Genomic DNA, 20,466 nt, shown 5'->3' on the forward strand with positions numbered 1-20,466 from the left:
CAATTTTTGTTCAAAAAAGTAGGGAGCCCCGGGGGAGGGCTCCCTTGGGCCAGCAGGAGGGGGTTGTTGGGATGGGGGTAAGCTTTTTAATGTTTTTTGTTGTTGCGCACCCTGTCGTGAAAGTCCTTTAGCAACCGCTCCATTTTATGCGCAACCTTATCTATACCAGTAAAAAGGTCGTGGTCCTCGACTTTCGAGAAAAGCTTTCTTCCCGAGACGCTCATGAAAAGCTCTATAAGATACCTATTGCCTCTGTTCTGGGTTATAGTAAGCTGCGTGTCAATGATCTTATCAAAAAACTTCGCCAGAGGCAGAATCCGTTTTTCCGCATAGCTCCTTACCTCCGGCGTTATGTCAAAGTGTCTCGCGGCGATTCTTAATTCAAGCTTTTGCATTTCCAATCTCCTTTCTCATAAATTTTATGCAAAAACTGTGCCATATTACCTACTGCTTCCGCTCGGTATCATGACCGGGATTGACCTTAAGTCCTCTGGAAGAAGGATTATAGTATTGTTCGGGGAGTTTATAAGTTGTTTAAGCACTTCTATTCTATACCACCTGATGTAGTTAGCCGTAAGACTTTGCGCTATTATTCTGTTCGCCTCTCGAATCCCCTCGGCTTCTATTATTTTCCGCTGTTTCTCACGCTTCTCCCGCTCCAGAACGAACTGCATACGTTGTGCCTCCTGATCAGCGGCTATCTTGGCATTTATGGCATCCTCTATCTTCTTGGGAAGTTTAACATTGCGCAGAAGAATCTTATCGATCTCTATTCCTTTGCCTTTGGCAAGCTCAATGGAGTGCTTGTGAATCTCGTCAACGATAACATCGCGCTTCGAGGAATATATATCTTCAGCAGTGTGTTTTACGGCTATGTCTCTTATAGCCGTCCTAAGAAGTGGGCGGACTATTTTGCTTACATAGTCCTTGCCTATTTTCTCGTAAACTTTAGGAGCATCCTCGGGGATAAGCCTGTACCAAGCCGTTATGTCGAGCTTTATTTTTAATCCTTCAGATGTTAATGCCTCTATAGCGTCATCACCTTTTATTTCTCCTTCTGCCGTCGCAGCTGACATAGTATAAGCCTGCAGACGAGTGTCCATTTTTACCACTTTGTAAAGCGGATTTATAATGTGCAAACCGTTGTGAAGCACTTTTGGGGAAACCTTGCCGAAAAGAACTTTAACCCCAACAAAACCCGGCGGAATAATAACTATCGGATTAAGAAACAAAAGCACAATAACGATTATCACGACGACAAAAACAGTCGCAGCCCTAATGCGCCACATTTAAACCTCCTGTTTAGACAAAATCAATAAGTTCCCACAAATTATTCTTCTTGAAATAATTTCTTCCCTTTAAGGATTTGTGCCGTTTTGGCATAGTCTGCCGTTTTAAAAAAACCGTTGCCCGCTACAATCAAGTTCGCTCCCGCGTCTATAACTTTGGAGACAGTCTCGCTGTTTATCCCACCGTCCACTGCTATAAGTCTTACCAAACCCTGTCGTCTTGCCGATTCAGCAAACATTTCTATTTTGGGCAACACCTCTGGAATAAACTTTTGACCGGCAAAACCCGGATGAACACTCATAATAAGCACAAGGTCAAAAAAACTCACGACCTCATCCACATTCTCAACCCATGTCTCCGGATTAAACGCAATTCCTGCATAGACTCCTATAGCTTCCCTAAACTTTTCCCATGAGCTTTTGTCCTTAAGCACCTCGATATGAGCCGTTATTATTCTTGCTCCGAGCTCTTCGAAAACTGGTGCGTAAAATATCGGATCAGTTACCATAAGATGTGCCTCACAGGGCAACATGGACTTACCTATCACCGCTTTTGCTACTGGCGGCCCAAAACTTATATTAGGAACGAAATGACCGTCCATAATGTCGAGGTGAATCATGTCCGCACCAGCCGCCTCAAGCGATTCTATCTCATCGCCGAGTCTAAGGAAATCTGCGGCCAGAATGGATGGGGCAAGAATAACTCCACCGCTATTTTTGAGAATAGAAGTCAAATCAAACTTATGCATTTAACCTCCTTCCGATAACCTTACTGAAAAGCTCCGCAAGCTCCCCCCTTAATTCCTTGGAAAGTTTCCTGTCCGAAAGTTCTTTTACCGCGGGTGAGACTTTAATAAACCACATAGCCCCCTCGGGGAAAACATCGTAATTCACACGACACCATTCTCTTATGATTCTTTTTATGCGATTTCTCCTCACCGCCTTGCCGCACCTTTTTGGAACAGCTATAAGAAATCTTGGGCTACCGTCACATTCTGCTTCGCGGATTTCGAGCAATTTTCCCCTTATCCTCTTTTCAGAACTTACAAGTTTTATAACCTCATGTCTTATTTTTACCGCTGGCAATCGCATTAGAACGGAACATTATCAGTAGGTCCCAGTTCTTCTTCGGAATCGATGTTCGGGATTTCTGGCGTTTGCTCATCCAGCACCTCGGTTTCCTGCTCTAAAACCGCTTCCTCAGCCAGCGAGGCTTCCCCGACTGCTGTGCCTCTCCTCGTTAAAGGTATAACACGCCACGCATGGATTTCGGTTACATTTCGGGTGTTGCCGTTTCTATCCTCCCACTGACGATATCTTATCTCACCCTCCACAAACACGAGGGTTCCTTTTTTGAGCTTTTCAGCAAGAGTTTCTGCCCTTCCTGCAGGAACCCAATATACCACTGTGTGCCATTCGGTCCTCTGTTGAGGCTCACCGCTACGGTCGATCCACCTTCTATTAGTGGCGACTCTTATGTTAAGAACGGCTCTTTCCCCGCCCGTGTTATAGCGAGGCTCTACATCCTGTCCAATGTTACCAATGAGAATAACTCTGTTATACATTTTTATCACCACCTTCTAAGGAAAGTTCTACTATTCTATCCAGCAACTGTGGGAAGTCGATTCCCACAGCCTTCGCCGCCATCGGAACGAGCGATAAATCCGTCATTCCCGGCAGCGTATTAACTTCAAGACAATAAATTTCGCCTTCATCGGATAATCTAAAATCTACTCTCCCATAACCACGGCACCCCAAGGCATTAAATGCCTTCAGGGCAAGCTTTTTAAAGCGCCTCGTTTGCTCATCCGCAAGCGGTGCAGGGCAAATGTACTCCGTAAGACCATGTGTGTATTTGTGTTTATAATCGTAGAACCCGCTTTGGGGCACAATCTCTATAGGCGGTAGCGCGCTTTTACCCAGAATTCCCACCGAAATTTCCTTCCCTGGAATGTATTCCTCGACGATGACATTTTCTCCAAACTTCCCCGCCGTCTTTATACCATCTGCCAGCTCGTCCACTGAATTAACTATCGTCACGCCAACAGTGGAGCCCTGGCATTCGGGTTTGGTTACTAACGGAAACTCAAAGTCATTTGCAGCAAGAAAATCAGTTAGTCTCTCTTTGCTCAATTCGTTTGCACGAAAAACGCTCCAGCGCGGCGTAGGAATCCCATAATGTTCAAATATTATCTTCGAGAGGATTTTGTTCATTCCAAGAGCGGAAGCCAAGGAACCTGAACCTGTGAACTTTATTCCAGCCACCTCTAAAATAGCCTGAATCCTTCCGTCCTCGCCGAAACCGCCATGATAGCCTATAAAAACCACATCAAAGGTTTTTAGCTCGTTAATTTTTCTTAAAACCTCACTCTCACTAATATCGAATTCGTGGACCTGATGACCTGCTTGTCTCAGACCGCGAGAAATAGACTTTCCGCTTTCTCTTGAGACCTCAGATTCTGCCGAGGTACCCCCGTAGATAACGGCTATCCTCATTATTGTTCCCGATTACTATCTTTTCCCTGCTCGACTCGTTCCCGTTTTTCTTCTTCCGGTGTGCCCAAAATAGAATCTAAAAACTTTTTCGCAAAAGAGAGAACTAAGATAAAAATCTCTGGGCTGAAAATTTTTGCTAATGCGGAAGTTACTTTTGCAGCAGAGAACAATCTCTCCCTGATAAAAGATGTTATAGCAGCCACCTCGCTTGCGAAAACCCCTGTTGACTCCATCGTCTTTTTGGCATCGGCAGTAAGGGAAGCCAACGATTCATTAACATTTTTAAGGGTATCCTCCACCGAACCAAGAGTTTTCCTTAATCGGAATGTGGCCACCAGCGCAACGATAAATAATGCTACTGCACAAAAAGCGATAACCCATAAGGCTACACAAATCCAGAATAACTCGTTCAAGTCTTCTTCTCCTCCTTGGTTATTTCCACGAACTTTTCAACTCCAGCCCTTACTCCCTCGGCGAACTCTTTCCTGTGCTCCTCAAGTGCTTCTATTTCCTGCCGAATTATCTCCCTAAGCTTAGCCATGCTTTCTTTTCCGCGCTCCGTGAGCTCTGATGCTTTCTCCTTAATCTTCTCTCGAATCTCCTTGCCCGACTCAGGAGCGAGAATAATCGAAAGCCCTGCGCCAATGAGTGCTCCCAAACACAAACCGAGCAAAAACGGTAATGTTTCCTTCTTCTCTGCCATAATGCTTGCTTTTGACTTTTCACATAATAATTTAACAAAAAAATCGCTTTAGTCAAGGTTAAATGGCAATTTTAGGAGCCTCAAATTCGCTTCTGTAAAACTTTTTGGTGCTTGGTTTTGTCCTATATCATAGGTCTAAGATGCCAGCACTTTTCTTTAAGGCGGCGCATGTCAGCGCGGTATTGGTTGGCTATAACCTCAGCGAGCTCAAATGGGTCTATACCGAATTCAGATATTCCACGGTAACCGTTTTCCTCATCCGAATCGATGCAAATCCCGAGGTGAATTTTTGCTGAAACAAGCGTTTTAGTCGCGCAAGAAATGGTCAGACGATACTTGCCATCATACAGATTGTCGCCCCAGCGCATTACCCCACTTTTAGGGGCACGATGAAGAATTTTTTCCTGTGCTATGTTTATGAGTATGTTCTCTTTAAGAATGGCTCTTTCAAGGTCGTCATCGAAATGTTCCACGACGAAGTGAAGCAGGTCAACATTGGGAATTGGTCTTTCACGCTGCGCCTCAAGGAGGTCTACATACTGCTCAGGTGAAAGCTTTACGCCGCCTCTGAACGCCACTATGGAATCGCCAACGAGCTTGAACCTTTTAAGTGCCCAGTGTGGTTTTAGAACCTCAGGGGTAAGCTCAAGCCTATCAGGCGCCAAAAGAAAGGTCATCCGGTAACAATTGCTCATTATATGAACCTCCAACTATTTTTCAAAAAGAGTTCTTATTTTCTCGTTTCTGTCCTTACGAAGTTTTTTTATCACACCTTCATCAACAAGACTTTCAGGCAGACTTTTCAGCGCTTTCGCAGCGGCGAATCTTACTTCCTCGGGTTTCTTTTTGAACCCGGAAATTATGGGTTTGGGCAACACCACCTCCGTAAGCATCTCGGCCGCTTTCGATGTGTCGAGCTTGCCTATAGCCTCACAGGCTTTCACCTGAACTATTGTGGGCAACTCGTCTTCCCAGTGCCGTTTCGGTCTAACGAGCTCAAAAAGTGAATCAAGCGCCTCGGTAACATTGCGTTCCGATATAGTTTCTATCACTTTTAACAACAATTCCTCGTCCTCTATCGAGTCCAAAAGACTCTTAAGTAACATATCTGTATTGGGGTTTTCTGCGCGCACTATGAACTCATAAATGTAAGGTGCGAGCTCCTTATTTTTATAAATTATCTCCGTTATCCTCGGCAACAACAAAGGTTCCTCCGCAAAGTAGTGCCCTATCTCAAAGAACCTTCGAAGTTGCTTTTGCGGAAAACCCGGGCTTATCCGGGCAAGGAAAATGTCCTTAACCTCGCCACCCAACTCTATTAACGCCTTAGTCGCAGCCTTTCTTAATTCGTCGTCATCGCCGAAAAGAATAGCATCAACAAACATCTGAGCTACTTCCTTGGGTGTGAACTGTTTCATCCACTCCTTGGCACGCTCGCGAGCTTCCTTTTCGCCCGAAACAAGAAGAGACACGACCTCATTGAATCTAAGGAATTTAGGCGGTTTTTCCTTCACCTTCTCAACAATCTCTTCCATTTCCTCAACCTTCTCTTCCTCAGCAGCCATAGCCGTTTCCAGCGCTTCCTCTACTTTCGGCTTCTCCTCTTCTTTCTTTTCCACCTTTTCTTCCTTAACCTCTTCTTTAGACGAGACACCCTCTTTAAGCGCCTCGAACCGCCCGATAATGTCGGCAAGTTTGCCTTCGACCTCCTCTTTCATGTCCTCGTCCAGCTCCTTCGACCTTAGCGTTTCGAGCAACTCTCTTGCAACACCAGCCAAATCCTCGATAAGTTTTCCATGCTCAGGTGGCAATTCAGCAACCTCACCCGCCTCTCCAGCAGCAGTCGCAAAAACAGGCCTTACCATAGGCATAACCTGCTGTTCCCCAACGGCAACGAAGATTATCCTATCAGGATGTATATGCTCTATGCCAGCCTGCGCACATATTTCTTCCCAGTGGTCTATAACCTCGTCGGGCTTTTTGGTGAAGCTCGTGAGAAACGAAACCAGTTCGTCCCTATTAATACCGTGAGTGAATATCACGCCTCTTAGACCATAACTTGCAAACAGTCCACCGAGGTCTTTCGCTAATTCCTTATCCCCAAGAGATGGTGGCAACGGCTGGCCGTTTATGAGAATCGATTCGTCGCTGAAGGATATAATAACGACACTGACGATATTATCAACGAATTCCTTTATCCCGCTGAAAAGCTTATCCAGTGACTTCTGCACATTCTCGTTGTCTATAGGATAGAGTCTTATGTTCTGGATTGCTGCCCTCATGTTTCTACATATCGTAAGCACCTTCTCGAAATCCTCATTAGTAAGCTCGCGCTTCTCAGCCAGTGCATCAAGAAATGTGCGTTTTTGAAGCAGTTGTCTCACTCTATCAGGGATTATCACCGATTGCATCCCCATCTCGAGTCGTTCGATAAGGTCAACAGCTTCCCTGTATTGTCCGAAAAACTGTCTGTGAAAAGCCAGTCTGCCGATAGCTATGAATCGCTTGCGGGAGAGTTTCTCGTCGTATTCGGCAACCTTCTTATGAAGCTCAATTTTTTCCTGTTCGTCCAGAGCCTGATAAAGAGCTGCTTTGTTCACACGATGGGAAAACACGAACTTCTCGGGGTTTGAAGTGCTTTCAACGAAAAGCGACCTTTCCGCAGTATGAAGTGCGTCAACCACAAGTTGGTTATTAAGCCCCGTTATGGCGGATATCTCATTGACATCTATAATGTCACCCAAAATAGTGGCAACTTTAAGAACATAAAGTGTTTCGGGTTCCATGCATCCTATTCGTCGGATCAATATGTCCTCAAGAGAGACGGGTATGTCGTCAGCTCTTATCCCGCTCAGGTCCCATCTGTCGCCCACCACAGTTATTTTCCCGCTCTGAAGCAAATACGAAAGGCTTTCGATAATGTAAAGTGGCACTCCGTTGGAACTTCTAAGCATCGCCTCCGCTGCCTCAGGAGGAAGTTTTTCCCCATCGAAAATGGCACCCACAAGTTTCTGGACATCATTAACCGAGAATCGCTCCAGCTCAAGCTTCTTTATTTGCGCATTGGCAGCGATATTTGTCGTAAGCCTGAGTTTCTGGATAAGCATTTCATCGCAAAGCGTTATATCGGGCGCATTAACGGTAGCAACATATATAAGCTTTGAGCTTTCGTCGTGCACGAACGCGGTGTCAAGAAACTGCATCGTTGGCTCATCTATAAGCTCAATATTATCTATAAGTATGGCACCATCGCCGAGACTTTTAAGGTGAATCATCATTTTTGTAAGCATTTCGAAAACTTTTATGCTGACGGTCTGGGAGGATTTCAGGGGGTCGATGAAGTCACCGTTTTCCATGCTGAAGCGGGCATTAGCAAGCTCAAGCTCATCTTCCTCAAGACGCCCCAAAACCATCTCCTTTATATCAGGATGACGACAGAAAAGGTGGTCGAGAGCCTGGAATATGGCACCATATGGCTCATTGTTCCAGATGGATTTACCTATGAGAAATAGGTTGAAAGCGAGCTTTTTTTCAGCAAGTTCCTGCGCATAGCGAAGAACTCTCGTCTTGCCGGTTCCCTCACCTCCGAAAATAACCGTGAACACATTCCTATCACCCTGGGGAGATATTTGCCTCTCAAGGAATTCAACTATCTCGTGCTGAGCTATAACTGGCGGATTGGCAAGCATTATGTTGAGTTTCTCGGGCGTTAGGAGCTTGCCTTTCATCGGGAAGACTTCAATAGTCCCTTTTCCCCTTCTTTTTGCGCGGAATAAAGCCTCATCAGCGTGTTCGAAAAGAACCCATACATCCCTTCCATCATCAGGGAAAACCGATACCCCTATGCTGCACATAACCACTATAGCCTGAGTCCCAAACTTCATTGGACTGTTAGCAATTATCCGCAGGAACTTTTCGCCAAACCTTTTCGCATCTTCCCTATCGAGCCCGAGAAGGAAAGCCACGAACTCGTCACCTGCATATCTGAAAACGAGACCGAGATTTTTGGTGGCATTGTAAAGAAGCCTTGAGAAATGGACAAGCGCTTTATCACCGGCAAGGTGACCGTATTGGTCGTTTATGCGTTTAAGGTCGTCTATGTCGAAAACGAAAAGGGATGCTTTTCGCCCTACTCTGGATGCTTCCTCAATAATCTTTGGCAGGAAATCGCGCATGTAGCGCCGATTATAAAGTTTTGTAAGTTCGTCAGTGTAGATAAGCCTGAATATCTTGTCGTCTTTTTTTGCCATTATACTATGTGAATGGGTTTTCGTAGCCCTGCGAGTGCAGCTTCACAAATCATCTCCGAAAGTGTGGGATGGGCAAAAATAGTTTCTGCGACCTTCGATAGCGGAGTACCAAGTTTGACGAGCGTTGTTCCTATACCAAGCAACTCGGCAGCATGATGACCTACCGCCTGAAATCCCACAATCTTATCATCAGGGGCAGCAACCAACCTTACGAAACCATTAGCTTTCCCCTCGGTTTGTGCCCTTCCCGAAGCAACATAAGGGAACTTACCGACCTTAATGTTGTTGCCAAATCTTTCTTCAGCCTCTTTCGGTGTCAGCCCGACGATACCCACCTCAAGTGCCGAGAATATCGCTGTCGGCATAACACTTCCGTCCCACCGCCTATTAGCGCCCAGCATGTTCTCAACGGCGGTTATACCCTGATGTGTGGCTTTATGCTCGAGATAGGGCTCGCCCACTATGTCGCCTGCAGCATATATCCCGTCGATGTTGGTCATAAGATATTCGTTCACTGAAATTTTATTTTTTTCAAAGTTTATCCCCACCTCCTGCGTGCCATGGGGCGGTGTTACTTTTCTCCCAGTTGCGACAATTATTTCCTCACCTTCAACTACCTCACCACTTTCAAGTTTTAGCCTTACTCTATCGGCAGCTCGCTCGGCGGATACAGCTTTAGCGGATGTCATTATTTCGACGCCCTCGCCTACAAGCGCCCTGTGAACCAATGAGCTTATCTCATCATCTATTGTTGGAAGGATTCTGGGCATTATCTCAACGATTTTAACTTTCACGCCGAACGATGCGAATATGTGTGCAAACTCGACCCCTATAACTCCTCCACCAATGATAACGAGCGATTCCGGAAGGCGTTCCGTTGCCAGCGCTTTCCTGTTGTCCCACGGTGCTATTCCTGAGAGTCCATCTATGGGTGGCAAAGCAGCCTCCGAGCCGGTTGCTATCAGTATTCGGTCGAATTGAAAACTGTGCCCATCAACCGTTTTGACAACCTCTGGTGATTCAAGGTAAGCCTCCGAATTAACTATTTTGACAGCTCGTTTCCGCAGAAGGAATTCTATCCCCTTAACGAGACGGCTAACCACGCCATCTTTGTAACCAATTATCCTTCGCCAATCGTGGGATATAGTGCATTCCCATAGACCTCGATTTTCTAAGTTTTTCGCCTCGTTTTTTATTGCCGCCAAAGCATAAAGGGTTTTGGTTGGTATGCAGCCGTGGTTGGTGCAAACACCACCCAACCTTTCCCTCTCGAAAACGGTAACCTCAGCGCCAAGCTGTGCTCCCCTGATGGCGGCTACATATCCGGCGGGACCACCGCCTATTATACCTATTCTTATCCTTGTTCCCATTTTGATTTCTTAGAGTTTAATTTCATAAAAAAATCCGCATTAGTCAATCTAATTTCGCTTTTAAATTAATTAACAACACAAAAATATTGTTTCAATTATTTCCCTTGTCCCCAATAAATTTCCTTTTTATGTTTAATTTTAAGTGGGCACATTGACGAAAATAATAGAAAGTAGCCTTGGAATTCCAGCACATATTCAGGTAAATCTATTTGCCACCATTCTCGTTGTCCTTCTTTTATGGTTAATCCGCCTCACCATTATAAAAATCGTCAATAAACGCACTGAAGATGTTAGAACTCGCTATATATGGCGAAAGACCACAACATATGTCGTAGCGGTGGTTGGGATTCTCATAATAGGCAGAATATGGTTCATAGGATTCCAGACGCTGACAACATTTATCGGCATATTTTCCGCTGGACTCGCTATAGCGCTTAAGGATGCAATAAGCAACTTTGCCGGCTGGATTTACATAAGCTGGCGGCGACCGTTCATAGTAGGAGACAGAATACAGATAGGCGATTTCGCCGGTGATGTTATCGATATAAACATGTTCGACTTCACATTACTCGAAATAGGCAACTGGGTCAAGGCGGACCAGAGCACGGGACGTATGCTACATATTCCGAACGGCAAAGTCTTTGTGGAACCTGTGGCAAACTACTCGCAGGGATTTCCATTTATATGGAACGAGATACCCGTTCTCCTTTCGTATGAGAGCAACTGGCGAAAAGCAAAAGAAATTCTTTACGAAATCATAGAGCAACATACCATGAAGCTATCTCAAAAAGCCGAGCAAAAAATTCGAGAAGCGAGCGAGAAATTCCTTATCTACTACAAAAAGCTTTCGCCGATAATTTACACTACCACTCAGGCAAGCGGCATTTTACTTACTTTGCGCTATCTATGTCCACCGAGGGAACGCAGAGGTAGTGAGGATGCGATATGGCGCGAAATATTGAGCCGATTCGCCGAGCACGACGACATAGAACTCGCCTATCCAACGACGAGAATCTACAGTAGATTATTTGAGAAACAGCCAGCGAAGCAACAATTTGAGGAATCGCCGCAATCTGAGGATGGCTCTGAAGACAAACCGGCAAAGTAGCAAATTAAAAGGTAACCAAGATGCATGTCGCCATAATCGGCTTAAATCAAAGCGGAAGAACCACACTTTGGCAGTTTCTCGCTGGTGAACACGGCGGGAAAGAGAGTATAGCCACGATTCCAATCTTTGACGAAAAACTAACGCAACTCGCCAGAGTCGAGGGGTCAAAGAAGGTAAGCTATCTTGAACTTACGATTCAGGATACGGTGGGCGACATAGAAAGAAGCGGACACATATTCTCAGATGTGCAGGCAGCCAGCGGATTAGTAATAACAATACGGAACTTCGACGCTGGATTCGGCACCCCAAACCCGGTAGACGACGCTAGAAAAATTAAAGAGATAATAATAGAACACGACCTCGACTCGATACAAAAGAGGCTGCAATCTATTGAGCGTGAACTCGGAAAAGGGCACAGCAGGGACGAGCGAGAAGCACTCGAGGAGGAAATGTCAGCGCTGAAATCTTTCGCGAACACACTTTACGAGGGCAGATTGATAGGGAACGAAGAGCTTACTCCTATCCAGAGAAAAGTAGCAGCCAACCAAGGGCTTTTGACAGCTAAGAGGTGGATTCCCGTGCTTTGCTGCGAGGATACATGCGACGAGGAACTAAAAATGAGTGTTTACGATGTCTTTGGAAGCGAGGTGATAGCGACGGCAGCCAAACTTGAGCTCGAACTATGCGAACTCGCCGATGACGAGGCACAGGCTTTCAGAAAAGAACTGGGACTAAGCGAGGAGAGTTTAAGGGAAAGCGTGGTAGCTAAAATCTTTGAATCGCTTCGGCTAACCACATTTTACACTGCCAACCAGAACGAAGCTCGGGCACACGCAGTTCCTCATGGTGCAACGGCTATTGAGGCTGCGGCGAAAGTTCACACAGACATAGCCAAAGGGTTCATATGCGCTGAGGTGGCAAAAATTGATGATGTGATTCAAGCGGGCGGATTCGCAAAAGCAAAAACGAAAAATATGGTAAAAAGAGCTGACAAAAATTACACAGTTCAGGACGGCGATGTAATATTTTTCCGCTTCAATGTCTGAACACCAACGCCAAAACCATATGATTTGACATGTGGGAAAAGTATCGTATTTTAATAAAGGGTTAAGATGGAAAAGGAAAAAATAAGCGAGAATTATTCGGAAGAAGGGGCATATTGTCCTTCATGCGGGCGCTATGTGGGGAATTACGATGTTTGTCCGTATTGCGGCGCCCATGTTAGAACGCGGGTTTCGCTCAAAGTGCTCAAAATAACTGCTATAACAATATCTATTATCGGTCTATTTTTGCTATGGTGGGTTACGAGCCAGAAATCTGTGCCAACTCTTGTGGCAAGCGAAATCCAGCCAACATCAAACTTTTCGTATGTTCAGATGAAGGGGGTGGTAACAAAAGCACCAGCATATGATTCCCTTTCCCAAACGCTCTCTTTCCCCATAGACGACGGCACAGGCAGAATCTGGATAAAAGCCTACGGCAAGCAGGCAGAAGAAATAGTGTCAACTAACAAACTGCCCAAGCCCGGCGACACCGTCTCAATAGAAGGAACGATACGAATAAAAGGTGACTTCAAATACATGATAATAAATCTTCCTGAAAAACTTTCCATAAAAGTTCCCGAGCCTATCGAACTGAACATTTCTGAGCTCTCCGATTCACTCTTGGGCGCAGTGGTCAAAACGAGCGGAGTGGTAAGTTATATCAAAAGCTACGACAATCTGACGAAGATAAAACTGTGTCAACCCGAAAAGCGGAAACAATGCATAGATGTAACATTCTTCTACAGTTCATTCCCACAATACAGGGATTCACTCATTTTCTACTACGGTGACACGGTAAAGCTTACCGCTATGCTAAGCATGTATCGTGACCGACTCGTGCTAACTCCGCGCTCGGTCGAGGAAACGAAAGTAATACCCGGCACGAGAAAGCCAAGGAAGTCAGCAAAACCACCGGAGAACGCACCGAAAGTCAAAATCTCAGAACTATCGAGGTCAATGCTGGGTGAGTTCGTGAAAGTTGATGGTGTTATAACGCGAATCCGTGACATAAAGGGCGGAGTGCTCGTAACCATCGATGACGGCACAGGGCGAATGACATTCCCGATATGGCAAAGTGTCCTCGACCACATACCCGACAAAGAGCTTCTTGCAAAAGGCGCAACGATAGAATTTGCGGGCAAAGTAAAGGAATACCGCGGAAGGCTTGAAGTAGTGCCTACATGGGGGCAAAGCGTAAAGATAAAGAAGGGCGAAGGCGAATTAACTGAAAACATTGCCGAAAAGGTCGAGCAAGAAACAGACGAGGAACCGCTTCTTATCAACCTTCTTGAGCTCGATAGGTCGCTTCTCGGGCAAAAAGTAACGGTTGAGGGAGAAATAACGAGGATAAAGCCTATAAGGGGCGGGATACTTATAACAATTCGCCAGGGCGACGAATACATGACCACACCACTTTGGGACAGAGTTCTTGAAACCTCAAAAGATGCTGACCGTTTGAAAAAAGGCGCAAAAATAAGACTTACTGGTATCGTCAAGGAATACCGAGGGCGTCTTGAGGTAGTGCCCCAGAAGGGGAGCGATGTGGTGGTGAGGTAGGAAAATTTTCCGTTTTCAACCGCAAAAAAGTCAATTGAGCATCGTTCAAACTATCCAGCGATTAAAGCGTGACAGAAAAAAATATGCTTGGTTAAAGAATTTTGGATCCAGTTTCAAATGATAACAATTAAATTTAACCTTGAACTGAATTATTATTGAATTAATATCATAGTAATTTGTTACTGAGTAAAAACCATCAAAGAAGGTGAGCTATGGGCACAATGATAAAGAGAAAGGTAACTTTCGCCGAGGACGAGTTAATGCCAATAGACGATGACATACTAAGAATTATATCTGATTTTTCGGAACTGAGGTTCCCAACATTCATCGAGCACACGAGAAAGTGGCATCCACCGGTGGATGTCGTCGAAGACGAGGATAGACTTATAATACTGGTTGACCTCGCCGGAATACTTGTCGAGGATGTGAGGGTAAAAAAAGAGGGAAACACTATAATAATACAGGGCATAAGAAGGCAGCTTCTCCCATTAAAAAACCCGGTTTATCATCATATGGAAATAGACTACGGCGAGTTCGAGCGCGGAATAAGAATCCCAAGAAAATTCCAGAATGGTGAAATAAAAGCTTCCTACAAGGATGGATTTATGAAAATAGAGATAAAGCTTCCCGAACATTACGAGAGAAGAATAGAAGTGGAGTAAACTCATGGCTAATGAAGGTAAAATATTCGAGCTTCCGCTGTTGCCTCTTCCGAGGGGATTGGTGGTTTTCCCGGGGCAACTTCAACCGCTCGCTGCGGTAGAGGAAAGCGATGTAAAGCTCATAAACGATGTCCTTTCCAAGGACAAGACTTTGGCGCTTTTTGCCGTTAAGCCACCCGAGCTCGTCGAGAAAGAATCTATAGAAAACATAGTCTATCCGGTAGGTTGCCGCGCTGTGATACTGAAAATGGTCCGTCTCCCCGATGGGACGATAAAGTTCCTCACGAATGCACTTACTCGCGTGAAAATACTTGAAATAACCCAAAAGGAACCATACCCCAAGGCGCGGGTTCAGGAACTTATCGAGGAAGTAGCAAACGACGCAGAAGAAGCAGCATTAATGAGAACCGCCCTCGAAATTTTCGAGGAAGTAGTATCGATAGCGCCATATCTTCCTGATGAGATAAAACTTGCGGCACGAGCCATGACCGAACCCGGCAGACTGGCGGATCTTATAACAGCAAACCTTAACATCCCCCCCGAAGAAAAACAAAAAGCACTCGAAGAATTGTCCACAAAGAAGCGCCTTGAGCATGTCATATCGCTGTTACGAAAAGAGCTAACCGTTCTTAAACTTACGCGGGACATACAAAGCAAGACTGCGGCAGAACTCGAGAAAGCGCAAAGAGAATACTTCCTTCGCGAACAGCTAAAACAAATTCAAAAAGAGCTTGGTGAGGAGACCACCCAGAAAGAGATCGAGGAACTGCGCAAGAAAATCGAAGAATCTGGCATGCACGAAGAAGCCAAAGAGGTCGCTTTAAGGGAGCTCAACCGTCTCGCGCGGATGAATCCCGCATCTCCGGAATATACCGTAGCGAGAACCTATCTCGACTGGCTAATAAACATGCCATGGAACATCTCAACCCAGGACCGCATAGACATAGCCGAAGCGAGAAAAATACTTGATGAGGACCACTACGACCTCGACAAGATAAAAGAGCGAATCCTAGAATTCCTCGCCGTAAGGAAGCTAAACCCAGATGTAAAATCGCCCATACTCCTTTTCGTCGGACCACCCGGCGTGGGTAAAACATCGCTCGGACAATCCATAGCGAAAGCATTAGGTCGAAAGTTCGTGAGGATATCGCTTGGTGGTATGCGCGACGAGGCGGAAATAAGAGGACACAGAAGAACATATGTTGGTGCACTTCCGGGAAGGATTATTCAGGGCATAAAGCGAGCAGGAACAAATAACCCGGTATTCATGCTGGATGAGGTGGACAAAATCGGTCAGGACTTTCGTGGCGACCCTGCGTCAGCTTTGCTTGAGGTGCTCGACCCAGAACAAAACCATGCCTTCATCGACCATTATCTCGATGTGCCATTTGATCTATCAAAAGTGATATTCATAGCCACTGCGAACTACATCGACCCCATTCCGCGCGTCCTTCTCGACAGAATGGAAGTGCTAAGACTGCCCGGCTACACCGACCTTGAAAAACTTCAGATAGCAAAGAAATACCTCATACCAAAAGAGATCAAAAATCACGGGCTGACGAGAAAGCAAATAAGATTCACGGATAAAGCGATAAAGTTTATTATAAACTCTTACACTCGCGAGGCAGGGCTTAGAAACCTCGACAGAGCTATAGAATCCATATGCCGCAAGGTCGCCAAGGAAATAGCAGAAGGCAAGACCGAGAAGGTAAGTGTGACAATGGATGTTGTTCGCAAGTATCTTGGGCCGGAAAAGTACATCCAGGAAAAAATTCTAATAAAGCCCAAAGTTGGGGTTGCCACTGGACTCGCATGGACGCCGTATGGCGGAGAGGTGCTTCTTGTCGAGGCGACTGTAATGCCCGGAAAGGGGAGGCTTATACTGACCGGAAGCCTTGGCGAGGTGATGAAAGAATCAGCACAAATAGCGCTATCATATGTTCGCTCACATGCCTCTGAACTCGAGATAGACGAGGAAATATTCGACAAAAGCGATGTGCACATTCATGTCCCAGCAGGCGCGATTCCAAAAGATGGACCATCGGCAGGCGTAACGATGATCACAGCGTTGGTTTCGCGGCTCGTCGGTCGTCCGCCCAAAGAGGGCATAGCGATGACCGGTGAAATAACTTTGCGCGGTGATATACTGCCTATAGGCGGTCTTAAGGAGAAATCATTGGCTGCCCACCGCGTTAAAATAAAGAAAATTCTAATCCCCGAATTTAACATGAAAGACCTCGAAGAACTACCCGAGGAAATCCTCAACCAAATAGAATTTATCCCCGTTGAAACCATCGAAGAAGTCCTCTGGTATACTTTGGGGATAAAATTTGGTGTTCTGGAACGCGCTTCCAGAAAGAAAGAGAAGGCAAAAATATGAAAGACGACCTTATCAAGCTCATGAACTCCTCCCCCGAAAGCTTGGAGCTGGAGCTTGCGAACATAGCCAGCGTATTTGAGATACAATTGCCAGAAAAAGTTCATAAACTTATCTCTAAGATAAAAGAGATTCAATCTTACAAAAATATTGATAACTTTTACAAAAACGCTCCTGAGGAACTTTGCAAACCTCAACTTATACTTGAGCTATCGGACTTTGTAGATTACTGGAACAAGCTCATATCAAAGCGAGACGAACTCGCGCATGCTGCCAAATTCCTTACCGAAGCAGTTCTGCCTCCCGGAAACCTTAGACTCTCGTTTATGGCTAAAACCCTGTCGGCTATGGCGGAATCGATTTTTACCTCACCTCTGGTGGACGAATTCATAGAAAGATTCGAGGCATTGCTATGCGAATATACCGCTGAATACCTGAAATTTCATGTGGAACACAATAGAAATCTAGAGAAGTTATCAGACAAAATCGATGAACTAAAAAGCAGACTCGAGATAATCTGTGCACTCGCAGAGATAGAGCTTCTGAAAAACTATTGTGAGACAAAGGACAGGGAAGAGTTCGAGCTTCTTTTGCCCGGATGGGAACCATGCAAATACATTCCTAAGGCTGAGGACATAGAGCAAGAATTTGTTTGCCCCGAGTGCCACCGAACATTCACTGATGCAGGTATAATCACAGTATTCGACGATATCTACAGAAAATGGGAAACAGTCTTTCTTCGATGCATGAGAGCGCTATCGTATAACCTCTCCAAGGTAATACTCGAATCGGAAAAGGACCCGTTAAAGTCTCTTTTAGACTCGGTAGCGGTGTCCGACCTTTCGAAAATTCGCTCGATAATGTCCCCGGAACTTCTCGAAAGAATAAAAAAGATTCTGGGCGAAAGTTCAAGCTCCGAATAGAAAATTAACGGTACGGTTTTTATTTGTGCCGCTCAAACTTGCTTGCGTCATCGACTTCATGAACTAACTTACACTTATGGACATTGAGGGCTACAAATATGTGATTTCAGCAATTCTTTTGGCACTTCTTGGCTACATCGCTGGTGGAATTATCGGGAATGTTGTGTTGTGGCTCGGGATTGCATCCGCGTTGTTCATCTCCTTTTTCTTCCGCGACCCAGAGCGCAAGATAACCGCAGGCAAAGGTGTTGTGCTCTCCCCGGCAGATGGCAGGGTGGTGGCGTGCGACAAACGCTCGGATGGGAAAAAAGAGATTGCCATATTTATGTCCCTTTTTAATGTCCATGTCAACCGGAGCCCCGTATCGGGTGAGGTCACATCTGTAAAGTATGAGAGAGGGAAGTTTTTCGTTGCATCAAAAGACGAAGCAAGCGAACAAAACGAGCGCAACGAGATTACTATAAAAACCGAACACGGCGACATAATTGTTCGTCAGATAGCAGGATTTTTAGCAAGGCGAATAGTATGCAGGGTAAAAGCTGGCGATAGGCTTAGCATAGGCGAACGGTTAGGCATAATAAAGTTTGGCTCAAGAGTTGAGGTGGTTTTGCCGGAGACAGCGCATCTTATGGTCGATAAGGGAGACAGGGTTGTTGGTGGACGCACGATAATAGCCAAATTCTAAGTTTATGAACACCAAAATTCAGGAAAAAAAGCTAACTTTAAGACGCATTAGACGGAAAAGTCAGTTCATGCCCATTGTCCCGGGTATCTTCACGGTCGGAAATGTGATAAGCGGATTCATATCGCTCGTGCTCTCTCTTTCGGGCAACTTCGTCAGCGCTTCATTCCTAATTATCCTTGGTGTCATATTTGACCTTCTCGATGGTAAAATAGCCCGCATGACCCATGCCACATCTCGCTTCGGTGTCGAATTCGACAGCCTTGCTGACTTCCTGACATTCGGAATAGCACCATCTTTCATGCTATTTGCCATGGGGGTTTACGACTTCCATCACTGGGGATTCCTTGTGCCGATACTTTACATTATTGCTGGCGCTTTTAGACTTGCTCGATACAACCTAACAGCTGAGCACAATGTTAAAACAGATTTTCGGGGCATGCCACTACCTTTGGGTGGAATATTTATTGCAAGCTATGTGCTATTCTCATACGAGCTCTGGGGCGAGCTTAGATACAAACAAAACCTTACCCCAGCACTGGTTCTTCTATCTTGGCTTCTAATCTCCAATGTAAGATATCCCGCGACTATAACGATAAAACCCGGAAAGCTTTTCAAATTAAAACTCGGTGCAACGATACTAATCATTCTTGCGATACTTTGCAAACCAAAACTTTTCATTTTCCCCGTGGTAGCAGTTTATATACTTTACTCTTTCATAAAGGAGATATACTGGTTCATAAGCCGTTTTCAAAGGAGAGGTCATGAGATATAATATAAGGATCGCAGTGGAGCGGAAAAAAGGCGTCGCAGACCCTGAAGGGAAAACGATTTTCGAGGCACTCGGTCGCCTTGGATACGAAAAGGTCGAATCGGTAAGAGTAGCAAAACTTTTCGATGTCGTAATAAACGCCCAAGACCAAAATGAGGCTAAATCAATGGCGGAAGAAATCTCGGAAAGAGTGCTTTCAAACCCCGTTATTGAAACATTCACAATTTTATCGATATCGGAGACAGGCGATGGAGGCAACGAATGAAGGCTGGGGTTATAATTTTCCCGGGCTCAAATTGCGATAGAGACACCTATTGGGTGCTCTCAAAGGTTTTGGGCGCTGAGACGAGATACCTCTGGCACGACGACACCCAGATAGACGACCTCGACCTCGTGGTGCTTCCCGGAGGTTTTTCATATGGTGATTACCTTAGGACAGGCGCGTTTGCACGATTTTCGCCGATAATGAAAGCAGTGGCTGACTTCGCAAAGAATGGTGGGATAGTGCTGGGCATATGCAATGGCTTCCAGATACTGCTCGAAGCAGGGTTGCTTGAGGGAGCCATGATACCAAACAAATCCCTAAGATTCATTTGCGATTGGGTTAGAATCCGAGTGGAACGAGACGATACTCCGTTCACTGCTAACGCTAAAATAGGCGATGTGCTCAAAATCCCGATCGCTCACTTTGAGGGAAATTATTTTGCGCCAAAGGAAATTCTTAGCAAGGTTGAAAAAAACCGTCAGGTCGTTTTTCGATACTGCACGGAGAATGGGGAAATAACCGAAGACGCCAACCCTAATGGAAGTTTAAATAACATTGCTGGCATAATAAACGAGCAGGGGAACATTCTCGGAATGATGCCTCATCCCGAGCGCGCGAGCGAGGCTATTCTTGGCTCAGAGGACGGTAAAGTAATCTTTGAGTCAATAGCAAAATATATAAAACAAAAACGCGGATGAAAAAATTCTGGACATTCGTTATCGCACTTATCATAGGAATAGTAGCTGGTCAGCTTGCGACGGAGCTCGTAAGATTAGCTCTCCCTACTGGCGTGGTGCGCGACTTCTTGACTTTCTCCGTGTCGTTCGGTTTCAATCCTATAACTTTGGACCTCGCCGCCATAAAGATAACATTCGGATTAATGTTTTCCATGAGTATTATAGGCTTTCTTATCATTGTCCTTATCGTTTATTACTTTAAGTGGTGGATTTAGCCTTTCAAGCGCAGGAG

22 protein-coding genes are annotated in these 20,466 nt (G+C 45.4%); 11 read left to right on the plus strand and 11 right to left on the minus strand.

The genetic code is table 11. The features are described 5' to 3' along the window. Nucleotides 1–86: 86 nt before the first annotated feature. The 11 genes from raiA to lpdA all read right to left on the minus strand — a co-directional run bounded on the left by raiA (nucleotide 87) and on the right by lpdA (nucleotide 10,108). On the minus strand, nucleotides 87–395 hold the full coding sequence (gene raiA / locus J7J62_06375) for a ribosome-associated translation inhibitor RaiA (protein MCD6124778.1): 309 nt from the start codon (nucleotides 393–395) through the stop codon (nucleotides 87–89). A 45-nt stretch (nucleotides 396–440) separates the two neighbouring features. Next, nucleotides 441–1,289 carry a prohibitin family protein gene (locus tag J7J62_06380; protein MCD6124779.1) on the minus strand — a complete coding sequence of 283 codons (849 nt, stop codon included), beginning with the start codon at nucleotides 1,287–1,289 and terminating at the stop codon, nucleotides 441–443. 41 nt (nucleotides 1,290–1,330) lie between these two features. Further along, nucleotides 1,331–2,038, minus strand: a complete 708-nt coding sequence (gene rpe / locus J7J62_06385) for a ribulose-phosphate 3-epimerase (protein ID MCD6124780.1) — start codon at nucleotides 2,036–2,038, stop codon at nucleotides 1,331–1,333. Then, a complete protein-coding gene (locus J7J62_06390; GenBank protein MCD6124781.1) occupies nucleotides 2,031–2,381 on the minus strand; it encodes a ribonuclease P protein component in 351 nt (116 codons plus the stop codon). Before J7J62_06390 ends, rpe begins: the two co-directional genes overlap by 8 nt. Continuing rightward, nucleotides 2,381–2,854: a single-stranded DNA-binding protein gene (gene ssb / locus J7J62_06395; GenBank protein ID MCD6124782.1), complete on the minus strand. Its 474-nt coding sequence runs from the start codon at nucleotides 2,852–2,854 to the stop codon at nucleotides 2,381–2,383. The genes J7J62_06390 and ssb overlap by 1 nt, the downstream gene beginning before the upstream one ends. Next, nucleotides 2,847–3,785 carry a D-alanine--D-alanine ligase gene (locus J7J62_06400; protein ID MCD6124783.1) on the minus strand — a complete coding sequence of 313 codons (939 nt, stop codon included), beginning with the start codon at nucleotides 3,783–3,785 and terminating at the stop codon, nucleotides 2,847–2,849. Before J7J62_06400 ends, ssb begins: the two co-directional genes overlap by 8 nt. Next, the gene (locus J7J62_06405) at nucleotides 3,785–4,198 is read right to left on the minus strand and encodes a hypothetical protein (protein MCD6124784.1); all 414 of its coding nucleotides are present in this window, start codon (nucleotides 4,196–4,198) and stop codon (nucleotides 3,785–3,787) included. Before J7J62_06405 ends, J7J62_06400 begins: the two co-directional genes overlap by 1 nt. Further along, the gene (locus J7J62_06410; GenBank protein MCD6124785.1) at nucleotides 4,195–4,488 is read right to left on the minus strand and encodes a YtxH domain-containing protein; all 294 of its coding nucleotides are present in this window, start codon (nucleotides 4,486–4,488) and stop codon (nucleotides 4,195–4,197) included. The genes J7J62_06405 and J7J62_06410 overlap by 4 nt, the downstream gene beginning before the upstream one ends. A gap of 122 nt (nucleotides 4,489–4,610) precedes the next feature. Beyond that, on the minus strand, nucleotides 4,611–5,183 hold the full coding sequence (locus J7J62_06415; GenBank protein MCD6124786.1) for a DUF366 family protein: 573 nt from the start codon (nucleotides 5,181–5,183) through the stop codon (nucleotides 4,611–4,613). 15 nt (nucleotides 5,184–5,198) lie between these two features. Beyond that, nucleotides 5,199–8,738, minus strand: a complete 3,540-nt coding sequence (locus tag J7J62_06420) for a diguanylate cyclase (GenBank protein MCD6124787.1) — start codon at nucleotides 8,736–8,738, stop codon at nucleotides 5,199–5,201. Then, nucleotides 8,738–10,108 (minus strand): dihydrolipoyl dehydrogenase, encoded by a 1,371-nt coding sequence (lpdA, locus tag J7J62_06425; protein MCD6124788.1) that lies wholly within the window; start codon nucleotides 10,106–10,108, stop codon nucleotides 8,738–8,740. Before lpdA ends, J7J62_06420 begins: the two co-directional genes overlap by 1 nt. Before the next feature lie 151 nt (nucleotides 10,109–10,259). Here lpdA and J7J62_06430 point away from each other — a divergent pair, with 151 nt between their 5' ends. The 11 genes from J7J62_06430 (at nucleotide 10,260) to J7J62_06480 (ending at nucleotide 20,449) form a co-directional block, all read left to right on the plus strand. Then, nucleotides 10,260–11,216, plus strand: a complete 957-nt coding sequence (locus tag J7J62_06430) for a mechanosensitive ion channel family protein (protein ID MCD6124789.1) — start codon at nucleotides 10,260–10,262, stop codon at nucleotides 11,214–11,216. A gap of 20 nt (nucleotides 11,217–11,236) precedes the next feature. Beyond that, entirely contained in the window at nucleotides 11,237–12,262 is a 1,026-nt protein-coding gene (locus J7J62_06435; protein ID MCD6124790.1) for a DUF933 domain-containing protein, read from the plus strand. A gap of 66 nt (nucleotides 12,263–12,328) precedes the next feature. Further along, nucleotides 12,329–13,816, plus strand: coding sequence for a hypothetical protein (locus J7J62_06440; GenBank protein MCD6124791.1), 1,488 nt, complete (start codon nucleotides 12,329–12,331; stop codon nucleotides 13,814–13,816). A 212-nt stretch (nucleotides 13,817–14,028) separates the two neighbouring features. Further along, complete coding sequence (locus J7J62_06445; GenBank protein MCD6124792.1) at nucleotides 14,029–14,478, plus strand: Hsp20/alpha crystallin family protein; 450 nt, start codon at nucleotides 14,029–14,031, stop codon at nucleotides 14,476–14,478. A 4-nt stretch (nucleotides 14,479–14,482) separates the two neighbouring features. Further along, entirely contained in the window at nucleotides 14,483–16,858 is a 2,376-nt protein-coding gene (gene lon / locus J7J62_06450; GenBank protein ID MCD6124793.1) for an endopeptidase La, read from the plus strand. Beyond that, on the plus strand, nucleotides 16,855–17,778 hold the full coding sequence (locus J7J62_06455) for a hypothetical protein (GenBank protein ID MCD6124794.1): 924 nt from the start codon (nucleotides 16,855–16,857) through the stop codon (nucleotides 17,776–17,778). Before lon ends, J7J62_06455 begins: the two co-directional genes overlap by 4 nt. 76 nt (nucleotides 17,779–17,854) lie before the next feature. Next, complete coding sequence (locus J7J62_06460) at nucleotides 17,855–18,463, plus strand: phosphatidylserine decarboxylase family protein (GenBank protein ID MCD6124795.1); 609 nt, start codon at nucleotides 17,855–17,857, stop codon at nucleotides 18,461–18,463. A 4-nt stretch (nucleotides 18,464–18,467) separates the two neighbouring features. Beyond that, nucleotides 18,468–19,235 carry a CDP-diacylglycerol--serine O-phosphatidyltransferase gene (pssA, locus tag J7J62_06465; GenBank protein MCD6124796.1) on the plus strand — a complete coding sequence of 256 codons (768 nt, stop codon included), beginning with the start codon at nucleotides 18,468–18,470 and terminating at the stop codon, nucleotides 19,233–19,235. Next, nucleotides 19,225–19,497: a phosphoribosylformylglycinamidine synthase subunit PurS gene (gene purS, locus J7J62_06470; protein ID MCD6124797.1), complete on the plus strand. Its 273-nt coding sequence runs from the start codon at nucleotides 19,225–19,227 to the stop codon at nucleotides 19,495–19,497. The genes pssA and purS overlap by 11 nt, the downstream gene beginning before the upstream one ends. Further along, nucleotides 19,494–20,195, plus strand: coding sequence for a phosphoribosylformylglycinamidine synthase subunit PurQ (gene purQ / locus J7J62_06475; protein ID MCD6124798.1), 702 nt, complete (start codon nucleotides 19,494–19,496; stop codon nucleotides 20,193–20,195). The genes purS and purQ overlap by 4 nt, the downstream gene beginning before the upstream one ends. Then, nucleotides 20,192–20,449 (plus strand): DUF4321 domain-containing protein, encoded by a 258-nt coding sequence (locus J7J62_06480; GenBank protein ID MCD6124799.1) that lies wholly within the window; start codon nucleotides 20,192–20,194, stop codon nucleotides 20,447–20,449. The genes purQ and J7J62_06480 overlap by 4 nt, the downstream gene beginning before the upstream one ends. Nucleotides 20,450–20,466 lie beyond the last annotated feature (17 nt).

The sequence above is a fragment of the bacterium genome (assembly GCA_021159335.1).
In the GTDB taxonomy this organism is placed as follows: Bacteria; UBP14; UBA6098; order B30-G16; family B30-G16; genus JAGGRZ01.